Below are 11,509 nucleotides of genomic sequence, written 5' to 3' on the forward strand. Positions count from 1 at the left end.
AATGCATAAAGAAAGAGATAATATTAGTTTTCTCACTAACATTATCTCTTTTTAAGTACTAATCCTTAAAATTTACCAGCAATTACTGCATCGAGCATAGCCGTTTCTTTCTGCTTCAGCTACTGTTGTTTTAGTTGCTTTATTAGGATTCATATTACCACAGTTAGGTTTTGAATGATATTTTGATCCTGTAGCAGATAAATATGCTGTTTGACTTTGATTATCTGAAATTCGTACACTGCTTGTGGTAGCTGCAGGTGCAGTAGTCCAAGCTCCATCACTACCTAAATAATAGTCACCCATCCAAGTATTCTTTGCCATATATCCATCAGAGTAGAAGTAATACCATTTACCATCAATTTGCTTCCACCATTGAGCATATGAATTTCCTTCAGAATACCACCAACCTTTTGAATCTGATTTCCATTCTGCATTAGCATCTACTGGAGTAAAAGCTAGTAAGGATAATGCCATCATAAAACTAGCAATTAGTCTTTTAAATTTTTGCATTATTACCCATCCCCTTTTATAATATATTTTTCTACAATTTACTATTTCTACATCGACATTTATTTTCCTTTAAAGTGTAAAAATAAATTTTATTGTATATTATAGTTGGATGTTGTAAAAAATAAGCAAAATAATTTATAAGTTTATAAAAAAAATACAGCCAAATTAATGACTGCATTTACATTGGTATTTAGTTTACATCGATAAATTCTCTCTCACAGTATTCTAGGATAGTGTCTTCTTCACCCTCAAATATTTCTGTTAAACGTAATATTATCTTCTGTTTTTCCTCTGGAAGAAATTTAATTGTCTCTTTGATATTACCTTTTAATACATCCTCCATGCATACTTCACCCCTAAATATAAATACTGATACTATTATATCATTAATTAATATTTTTAGGCAAAACAAAAAATATTTAAAATAAATTTAAAGTTATTTAATTAAGTAGTCAACAATTAATTTTATAACATTTCTATAATAAAATTTGTAATCACTTGACCCATCTTTTTTACTAAGAAAAATTATATCTTCCCCTAGACCTAATGAAACTGAATAATAGTTGTCCTTATCTATAGAAAAAGTTATGTTATTAATAGATGATTTTTTAGTAATCTTAAAATTAATTTGTCCGTTTTCTTTTGGATCACATTCAACCATAATTACTTTTTCTTCATTGAAGATATAAATAACCATTATTTCTTCATTATTTCCAAGTCCTTTTACATAAAGAATACTTTTGTCATTTATAAGGTTTAAGGAATCTATTTTATTAACCATATTTTGATATTTAAAATCATAAAAATTAAAAATGCATTCCAAAAAAAAGTCCTTAATTTCTATATTATTCATACAAAACACTCCTTCCGTTAAATACAATATTCAACATAAAGGATGATATTCCTTTAAATTCCATTAAATATAGAAAACTGCCTCAAAATGATACCATATCACTTCGAGGCAGCTCTTATATTAATAACTTTTAATTTTTAAGTTACTTCTCTCAAAACTATTATTTAATTCTAGGCAAATGTTTTTTCCAATTGTTCTAAATCTTTTATAACCATATTGATAACTTCTATTTTAGATTTAGCATATTCATTTTTAGGTAACCATTTTAGACCACTTTCCAATGATTCCTTCGTACTTTTATATTCTTGTAATAATTGTTTTACATTCTCTTCCATACCCAATACACTCCCTTTTTTATAAAAATTCTTATAAAAGTAAATCTTATTTTACTATTATCTCCTCCTCCCATTAAAATTATACAAATATATATTAAAAATATACTAATTATTAATAAAATTATACCATTTATTTCATAAAAATTGAATAGGTTTTCAAAAATTATATTTTATAAAAATTAAGCTAAGAATACACTGTTAATGCCATTTTATGGCAAAATGCTTAAAGCACAATTAATTCTATGCAATTAGCATTTTTAATTGTGCTTGATAAAGCATTTATTTTTAATTTATTTTACCATTTAACTTAAAGTCCATATTTTCAAAGTAAAATTCATCATTTTCTACTTTCGAAAGTTCCCAGAATAATTTATGCTTTTTAGCTTCATTATTAAAATCTTCAACCAGGTTTTTATTATTTTTCTTCATATTATTGATTATATTATTGATATTACTTCTTTTCCAATTATTATAATCAAATTGCATTTCAGAAAGTACTTTTTGTGTTGATGTATGCTCAATACTCGGTCCTCCAAGGTCCCTTTCTAAATTACGAATCGTATTTGCATTTTGTCCTGGGTCTAATATTATAAAGTATCCATAATCAAAAGTACTTCTAATGAGCCTTCCATAAATCTGTTTAACTTTAATACAAACTTGAGGGTAATTTACATCTTGATAATTTTTCTTTTGATAAGTAGTAATTGCCCTTAAAATTGGGTATTCAGGACTATAATTAGGTATTTTATCTAGCATTACACAACTTAATGCATCTCCAGGTACATCTATACCTTCAAAAAATCCTTTGCTCCCTAAAATAATAACCTGTCTATTTGAATCATTTAATGCTGAAACTGATTTTTTGCTAATATGAACTTCTATTTTAGTTCCCCTTGTAAGCAATTCCAATTCTTCATTTACAGCTGTTCTTCGAGCATTATTATTAAATAAAACAAGAATATGTCCATTAATTTTTTGAGCTGTTTCAAATATAAATTTAGATATATTTCTAATATATGCTGGTTCATCATATCGTCCAACGTTATTTAAAGCATAGATTTTTGTTCTATTCTTTAAATTAAAGGTTGAAGGAATAATAAATTCCTTTGCCTTTTCTTGCCCTAAATGTTTTTTTATCTTATTAAAAGAATTTTCTATTCTTAAAGTTGCTGATAGAAATGTTGTGCTTTTAACATCCTTAAGCATATGTTCATTTACTAATTCCCCGACATTTAATGGCACGTTTCTAAAGGTAAAGGATTTGTATTCTGAATCAACCTCCAAAACTTTAGCATAAAACACTGAGCTTTCTAAAAACTTATCTAAAACATCAAAATTAGCTTTAAGCTTTGAAATATAGTCTGATAAATTTTTATGATCATTATCACCATTGGTTTCTTCATCTAAGGTAATATTACTCACATAATCATTTAATATTTTGTATAACGGATATATGCTTTCTTTTAAAGCTGAAATTTCATTCCAAACAGGTTTAGTCATATTCTTTAAATCATCTCTTGGAATAAAAAATTCAGTAGTAAAATTATATTCTCCACTTACCAATCTCATACTTCTAAAATCATTCATTAAAATATTTATATTTATCACAATATCATTTACAAGATAAACTAGCTTATCTTTTTCTATGGTTTCTCTATGACCATAGCTTGCGTTTAAACTTAAAAGCATTGCAATAATACTTGGATGACCTTTTTCAACCATATCTAATAACTCTAAAAATTGAATAGAGTAAAACTCTTCAGCAAAGAAATCATAACATTTCTCCATCAAATTATGTCCCTCATCAATTATAAGATGATTGATTTTCTTCTTTTCACTATATGGCCAGCAAGATAATAATGAATGATTTATTACTGTTATATTTTCATTTGGGAGTTCATTATATCTTTTTCTTAAAAAGCAAGGTTTATGGCATTTATCCAAATTACACTGTTCACTGTCACAATTGACTTCATTTAAGTATTTATCTAATTCAAAATGTTTCTGCAAAGCATAATTTATATTTTCAATATCTCCATATTCGCCATTTTCACAAAGTCTTCTTAAAAATAATAAGGTTAGATTTCCTTTTTCATCAAATTCAAGAGCTTCACATTTATTTAATCTATCTACACAAAGATAATTTCCCTTGCCTTTCATAGCTCCGTATTTTAGCTTATCATCCAATCTTAACTTCTTAAGAATTGTGGGTATATCTCTTTCAATTAATTGGTTTTGTAATTCTTTTGTATTTGTTGAAATAATAAAACTAGAATCATCTTTTTTATTTTTCTGTTTATTGATATAAGTCTCAATGGCTGCGATTAATACATAAGCGAAAGTTTTACCACTACCAGTTGGAGCTTCAATAAATATTCTTTCGGATTTTTCAAAGTTTTCCCTTATTTTTTTTGAAAATTCTTTTTGATCTTTTCTATATTGGTAACCAAAGTCTCCACCGTTATTCCAAATTTCTTCATTTTCAAGTAAATTCTCATACAAGGAATAATCTATTGAAAGCCTTTTTAGTTTAATTTCTTCTTTCTTATTTTCTTCATAATTAACATATGGAAAATCTTCATCTGTTAAAAAGGGAGGTTTTAATAAATATTGTGTCCATATCCATTTATTCAAATATTGATATTCTCTATTCAGTCTATCATATAAGGTTTTATTCTTCTTTCTTCCTGTTTCTTCTCTTGCCCACTGTCTCAAAAGAAGAGAATTTACTACTTTAAGTGTATCAACTGAATCTGATAAGCCTCTATGAATTTCATTTTTTTTAAGATTAGTAATTGCCTTTAACAAAGCATCGACATTAAATTCCTTGCGCCATGGCTCTAATATTGCAGCAAGCTCCAATGAATCCATTATTTTATTTTTAATTTCTGGAATATGATATCCTAAGAATTTTCTTTCAAAGCCTCCGTTATGGCAAATTAAAGGAAGATCTTCTAAAAATTCTATAACTTCTTCTTTAACACTGCTTATAGGTCTTGCATTATATAAATCTGTTTCGTTTAGACCTATACATAATTTATAAATGCTTATAGGAACTCTTCCCCTTGGTCTTATTAAAGTCTCATAGGTAGATATTATTCCATTTTTGATTTTAACTGCACCAATTTCAATGATTTCTGAACTCTTTTCATCAAGCCCAGTTGTTTCTATATCTAAATATATTACATTATCTAAAATACTATTTAATTCATTTAGCATACTTTTGCTCCTAAATATATAATCTGCAACATATGTTTATCATAATTTAAGAATAGCAAAAAACTCTATTATGAAAACACCAGTTCTTATAATAATATTAACATATTAATTAAATTTAATCACTTCTGAAATAAATTATATCATAACTTGGAACAGCTCAAAATATTTTCATCAAGATTAGTTTTTCTATTAACCTAAGTAAAGGCAAGGAAATTAAAATATTATCCCTTGCCTTCATTTATAATAAGTTCACTTTATTTTATTATTTACATAGCACTCCACAATTTTTAAATAATTGTTTAATTTCTTCATCATTTAATCCTCGCCTTTTTTGAGTACAAATCTCCCTGATTTTTTCTAGCATATTACTTAATGCATTTTCTTTATATTCAATATGCAGCTCCTTTAATTTTACTTTTAAAGAGCTTACTCCAGAATGTTTTCCAATTATTATATTCCTCGTCCTTCCTATTTCACTTGGATCATAAGGCTCATATGTCTGAGGATTTTTAGCAATACCATTTACATGGATGCCAGATTCTACGTTAAAAATATCTTTTCCTATAAAAGGTGTATTTGTCATAATTTCATTTTCTGTTATTTCTTCAAATATTTTAAGGACTTCTGGAAATAAAATATAATTACCTTTAGGTTTAATATTTTCTAAAAATTCAAGAGCTCCTAATATGCTTTCTAAAGCTGTATATCCTCCTATTCCAGAAAAAGTAGTTACTATTTTTCTTCCACCAGAATGTATCCATTCTAAGCTCATAGCATTAGCTGAATTATATTTATTTGTAATACACATTTCAATGTTGTTACCAAATTCATTAATTATATTCGAAAAAATTCTTTCAAAATCATAAAAAATTAAAGAATCTAAACCCACTAGTCTTAAATTTGTGTTCTCTTCACCTATTAACTCATTCTTAAATTCACAATTGGTATTTATTTCACTTTTCAATTCTCTTATGTTGTTGTTAATTTTAATATTTATATTTTGAGGAAATGGAGACAAAATATTATATAGTTCGGGTGTTATTTCTATATAATCACTTCCAATTTCATGTAACAATCTAATTAAAGTTCTAAGTTGCGGTATTTTTTTAATAAGCTTATCTTTGTATAATGCCTCTAGTACTACCAATGTTTTATCTATTATTATGATTTCATTCTCAACCATTCCATCACCCCATTTATTGTGTAATATTATTCTTCAATATATATCTGAAGAATAAATGGTAATTGTTGCACCAGATTATTGAATAAAAATATATTAATCATACTTTACTTCTTTCTATATATGAATCTAATGCTTTAATAAAGTCCTGTAAATTACAATTACCTGCTCTTTCTCCAATTCCGTTTAAGGTACAATTCACATAGTTTGCTCCACATTTCACTGCTTCCATTGAAACAGGAATTGCCATTCCAAAATCATTGTGAGCATGAATTTCTAATTCCATACCAGTAGTATCAATTAACATTGTAACTGCTTGTTTGACTAGTGAAGGTGTTAATATTCCAACTGTATCAGCATATCTAATTCTTTTGACACCAAATTCTTTAACTATTTGACTTAATTTAATAAGATAGTTAATTTCAGCCCTTGAGGCGTCTTCAAAGCCAATGGTTACCTCATACCCCTTATTTCTTGCAAAATATACACATTCTCTAAGATTATCTTCAACCCATTTTTTATCTTTTTGTAAATTTGAAAATATTTGTATATCTGAGGTTGGAACACTTATGTGAATTATATCGGGTTTACACTCTATAGATGCTGATATATCCTTAATATTCATTCTATTCCAAGCAGAAATTAATGAATTTTTTCTAATATCCAGTATTCTCTTAATGCATTCTTTTTCTAATTCACCCATTGCTGGTATACCTGCTTCTATCTGATATATATCATTTTCATCCATGCATCTAGCTATTTCAACTTTTTCCTCAATAGAAAAGGCTTTTCCAGCACTTTGTTCACCATCTCTTAAAGTAGTATCTACTATTCTAATCTCATTAGCTATATCTCTCATAATCAATTTTCTCACCACCATTTAACTCAATACACAAATTTTTTGTTATTTCTCTTATCTGCTAAATAACTAATTCTTCTACAACTTTACCGCCTTCTATATGTTGATCCATGATTCGTTCAACATCGCTAATTTTAACATTACCATACCAAGTTCCTTCAGGATATACAACTACAATAGGACCTTTATTGCATACTCCCAAACAACCTGTATTAGTAACCATCACTTCATTTATAAGATCTCGTTCTTCAACTTCTTCCATAAATTTTTGTACAACTTTAACTGAATCTTTGGAAAAACACATTCCTTTTTGCATTCCATTTACCCTACAGCTTGCACAAACAAAAATATGATGCTTTAAATTAATCATTTCCATAACTCCTTTTTATTAAATATTTTTTAGTATATTTAGAATTAAACTCTTTACAAATTCAGCAAGATCTCTCTCCATAACTGTTAAATCATAACTTTTAACTGTTAACTGAACTAAGCATTTCTTTAACTTCAGTTCCTTTTAATATAGCTTCAGCGGCTTTAACTACTGCTGTTTCAATTGTTTCGCAAGTCATAAAAACCTCTATTCCCAAGTTTTTAAATTTTCTTTTAGGCTCATCTCCAATTCTAAGACATAATACTCCATTACAATCTGAAACAACTTTTGATAATTTTGAAAATTTATCTTCTTCATCACAAACTTCTTTTCCATTACAATATTTATCAACATTTCTTTTTTCTAAATACTTTGCCTCTCCATTTTTATATTCATAAATAATAAATTCTGTAGCATGTCCAAAATGCATATCTACTCCTATTCCACTCTTTGAAGCTATAGCAAATTTTAGTGGAGCCTCTTCCGTTTTTTTGTCTATTGGTTTATTAAATTGTTGTGATTGATCTTCTCCAAGAAGTCCTATAGCATCAGCTCTACACTGTTTACAATGATACATTTGTTCTAAGTGTTCACCACATTTTTTCCTTAAATCCATTATTTCTTTATTACTTGTAAGAGGCATATTTTCAAAGATGCTTCCTTTAACAGGTATCATTTGCATTATATTAGTTATTGTAGCTCCTAAGGTTTTAACCTTTTTTACTACCTCTTCTATATGCTGATCATTTATTCCTTTTAACATTACAATATTAACCTTACATACGATTCCTCTATCTGTTAAATATTTAAGGCCAGATAGTTGGTTATTCAATAAAATTTGTGCACCTTCTTCACCAGTATAAGTAACCCCTAAATAATCAACATATTTATAAACTTTAGCTGTTATCTTCGGATCAATGGCATTCATGGTTATTGTTACATGGCTTACTCCAAGATCTATCAAATCTTGAGCGTAAAATGGAAGCATTAAACCATTGGTTGATAAACAAAAAGTCACTTCTGGATCATGCTCTCTTATAAGCTTAAGGGTTTCTTTTACATTATCAAAATTTGCAAGTGCATCCCCTGGTCCTGCAATTCCAACAACTTTTAGATTATCCATTTTAGCTTTAACGAGTTTATATTTAGCAAAAGCTTCTTCTGGCGATAATACCTCTGTTGTAACTCCAGGTCTACTTTCATTTACACAATCGAATTTCCTTAAGCAATAGTTGCAGCTTATATTACATTTAGGTGCTATTGGAAGATGCATTCTCGCATACTTATGAGCTGATGAACAACTAAAGCAAGGATGAGTTTTCGTCTTTTCTGCAATTGTATCTATTAAATTTGTATCCATTTTTTTATCCTCCAGTACAGTTGTTCCTTCAATAACTATTTCTTTATTATTTAAGGTTGCAATTTCATTTTCAGGTTGCTCTTTAATTTCTTCCTTATAATATTCATTAAATAATGCCTCTCTAAAAGTAGTTTCAGTTTTTGCTATCATTGTATTTGCAATTTGATCACTTAAATTAAGAGAACCTTCATATCCAATAGATAATATTCTTTGACCACCAACCCTATCATGAATAGGGAATGCAGCTCTAACTAATGGAATCTTATGTTTTTCTTCTATTCTTCGTCCATCTGAACTTCCAAGCATCACATTTACATTAGCGTCTATAACTATATTTTCTATATCTTTAAAATCAGCTTTATCTAGAATTATGCATTTTTCTGCAAATAACTTGTTTGAAAGCTTATCTACTTCCTCCCTTAAACTTTCCTCAAGTTCTGGACAGCTATCAGCTGTTGCTATAAGCATTGGAACACTTCCATTTTCTATTGCTAATCGTGCACAAGAATAAACAAAATCTGGTTCTCCAAAGATAGCTAATCTTGCTTCTGCATTATATTTATGAGAATCAATCATTGCATCTAAGTATCTTCCTCTTTGCTTAATATATTTTTCTGGAATTTGATTACCTGAAATCTCAGATAATACTTTTAGAAAATTATCTGTATCTCTTAGTCCTCTTGGAAGGTTGATTCTATAATTCTTTACACCAAAATTATCTTCTAAATAAATTCCTACAGAATACTCTTCCTTAATAAAGGTGCTGAGCTCTACAGTTGCTTTTGCGCCTCCCATGTATTTAATTTCTTCAATACTTGTTCCATTACTAGGGAGTCTGTTATATTTTTTACTATGAACTCCATCTAAATTTTCTGATATATCTGGTAGAAGAATATAATCAATATTAAAATCTTCTAGAATCTCTTTTATAAGTCTTGTATCACTGCTGCTTATTGGGCCTGTAACAATATTAACTTTTTGATTTTTAGGCTTTTCCATTTCTATATTTTCAACTATAGCTCTTAAGGCTGTAAAATATCCACCATATTGAGTTCCACCATAGCCGGGTGATTGTATTGGAATTAATTTCACCTTGCTTTCTGGATGCTTTTCATAAAATATTTTTGAAAGCCTTTTTACATCCTCTCCAATTGTTTCAGCAAGACAGGTTGTTCCGATGCCAATAACTTCAGGATTATATAACTTAATTAAATTCTCCAAGCCTTTAATTAAATTATTTTCTCCTCCATAAACAGTTCCTTCTTCAGTAAGTGAAGATGATGCAATATCTACTGGTTCATTATAATGTGTTGCCATATGTCTTCTAATATATGTACTACAACCTTGTGAACCATGTAATATTGTCATACAGTTTTTAACTCCATATAAAGCTGTAGCTACACCCATTGGCATACACATTTTGCATGGATTAACAGTTAAATTTACATAGTTTTCTTTAACCTTCTTCATTATCTTCACTCTCCTTTACATATTCCCATACGGGGCTATTTATTGATAAATTTATTTCCTTAGCAAAATTTACTGCTCCAATAAAACCTCCAAGTGGATGTTTTCTCTCATGATTATGATCACAAAAAGCTACTCCAAGCTTATAAGCAAGAGGTCTTTCTTTAACACCACCTACTAAAATATCAACATCTTGTTCAAGCATAAATTTTTCTAATTCATAAGGATTAGCATCATCTAAAATAACAGTTCCTTCATTAACTAAGGTATTTATAATTTCATAATCTTCTTCCTTACCAGTTTGTGTTCCAACCATTACTGTATCTATTCCAAGTTCATTAAATTGTTTAATTAAAGATATAGCTTTAAAACCACCACCCACATATATGGCAGCTTTCTTACCTTTCAAATTCTTTTTATATTTATTTAAAATGGGAAGAACTTTTTCTTCTTCTACTTTAACTAGCTCTTTTGCCTTAGTTAAAATTTCTTCATCATTAAAAAGACTTGCTATTCTAAGGAGTGAATTTTTAGTATCTTCTAATCCAACAAAGCTTATTTTAATAAAGGGAATTCCCATTTCCATTTCCATTCTCTTTGCTAAATAAGTCATTGAACCAGCGCATTGAACTACATTAAAGCTTGCACTGCTGGCTTTTATTAATTTAGAGTAACTGGCATCACCTGTAATTGTTGAAATAACATTGATTCCTAACTTTTTTAAATACTCTTTTACTATCCAAATTTCTCCTGCTAAATTAAAATCACCTAGCATATTTATTCCTTTTTCTTTAGGAAGTATGTTTCTTGAGAAAAGATTCATAAGGGCATTACATGCCAATTTGTAACCTTTAGACTTATTTCCTGAAAAGCCCGGAGCCATAACAGGTATAACAGGAACGTTATATTTTTCTTCTGCCATTTTACAAACTGCTTTGATATCATCTCCAATAACTCCAACAATACAAGTTGCATAGACAAATATTAATTTAGGACTATGCTTTTCCATAATGTCTTCTATTGCAGCTGTTAATTTTTTTTCACCACCAAATATAACATCTTTCTCACTTAAATCCGTTGAAAAACTATTTCTATATAAATCTTCACCACTAGAAAGACTTCCTCTTATATCCCAGGTATAACTTGCACAGCCTATTGGTCCATGCACTATGTGATATGCATCAGTTATTGGATTTAAAACAACTCTTGCTCCACAATAAACACAAGCTCTTTGACTTACAGATCCTGACACGCTGTTTCCATCACATTTCATAGATTTTTTATTATTACCTTCCTTAAAGCAGACGAAATCTTCTCTTTCTTCAAGAAGTGAATTTCCAATTTTATTTTCCATAT

General features: G+C 28.5%; 10 protein-coding genes. All 10 read right to left on the minus strand.

Annotated elements, in window-relative coordinates; all coding sequences use genetic code 11:
- Nucleotides 1–72 precede the first annotated feature (72 nt).
- The 10 genes from L3B98_RS15030 to nifE all read right to left on the minus strand — a co-directional run bounded on the left by L3B98_RS15030 (nucleotide 73) and on the right by nifE (nucleotide 11,507).
- Complete coding sequence (locus L3B98_RS15030; RefSeq protein WP_238917327.1) at nucleotides 73–510, minus strand: cell wall-binding protein; 438 nt, start codon at nucleotides 508–510, stop codon at nucleotides 73–75.
- A gap of 190 nt (nucleotides 511–700) precedes the next feature.
- On the minus strand, nucleotides 701–853 hold the full coding sequence (locus L3B98_RS15035; RefSeq protein WP_015393184.1) for a hypothetical protein: 153 nt from the start codon (nucleotides 851–853) through the stop codon (nucleotides 701–703).
- Nucleotides 854–946: 93 nt separating this feature from the next.
- On the minus strand, nucleotides 947–1,363 hold the full coding sequence (locus L3B98_RS15040) for a hypothetical protein (RefSeq protein ID WP_238917328.1): 417 nt from the start codon (nucleotides 1,361–1,363) through the stop codon (nucleotides 947–949).
- Between the two features lie 170 nt (nucleotides 1,364–1,533).
- Nucleotides 1,534–1,698 carry a hypothetical protein gene (locus tag L3B98_RS15045; RefSeq protein ID WP_238917329.1) on the minus strand — a complete coding sequence of 55 codons (165 nt, stop codon included), beginning with the start codon at nucleotides 1,696–1,698 and terminating at the stop codon, nucleotides 1,534–1,536.
- A 285-nt stretch (nucleotides 1,699–1,983) separates the two neighbouring features.
- Nucleotides 1,984–4,917, minus strand: a complete 2,934-nt coding sequence (locus L3B98_RS15050; protein ID WP_238917330.1) for a helicase C-terminal domain-containing protein — start codon at nucleotides 4,915–4,917, stop codon at nucleotides 1,984–1,986.
- A 262-nt stretch (nucleotides 4,918–5,179) separates the two neighbouring features.
- The gene (locus L3B98_RS15055) at nucleotides 5,180–6,100 is read right to left on the minus strand and encodes an isopropylmalate synthase (protein ID WP_238917331.1); all 921 of its coding nucleotides are present in this window, start codon (nucleotides 6,098–6,100) and stop codon (nucleotides 5,180–5,182) included.
- A gap of 97 nt (nucleotides 6,101–6,197) precedes the next feature.
- Nucleotides 6,198–6,956 carry a homocitrate synthase gene (locus L3B98_RS15060; RefSeq protein WP_238917422.1) on the minus strand — a complete coding sequence of 253 codons (759 nt, stop codon included), beginning with the start codon at nucleotides 6,954–6,956 and terminating at the stop codon, nucleotides 6,198–6,200.
- Nucleotides 6,957–7,017: 61 nt separating this feature from the next.
- A complete protein-coding gene (locus L3B98_RS15065; protein ID WP_077363310.1) occupies nucleotides 7,018–7,326 on the minus strand; it encodes a 2Fe-2S ferredoxin in 309 nt (102 codons plus the stop codon).
- Between the two features lie 100 nt (nucleotides 7,327–7,426).
- Entirely contained in the window at nucleotides 7,427–10,156 is a 2,730-nt protein-coding gene (nifB, locus tag L3B98_RS15070; protein ID WP_238917332.1) for a nitrogenase cofactor biosynthesis protein NifB, read from the minus strand.
- Nucleotides 10,143–11,507: a nitrogenase iron-molybdenum cofactor biosynthesis protein NifE gene (gene nifE / locus L3B98_RS15075; protein WP_238917333.1), complete on the minus strand. Its 1,365-nt coding sequence runs from the start codon at nucleotides 11,505–11,507 to the stop codon at nucleotides 10,143–10,145. Before nifE ends, nifB begins: the two co-directional genes overlap by 14 nt.
- Nucleotides 11,508–11,509 lie beyond the last annotated feature (2 nt).

It is taken from the genome of Clostridium sp. YIM B02555 (genome assembly GCF_022320955.1).
Taxonomy (GTDB): Bacteria; Bacillota; Clostridia; order Clostridiales; family Clostridiaceae; genus Clostridium; species Clostridium saccharoperbutylacetonicum.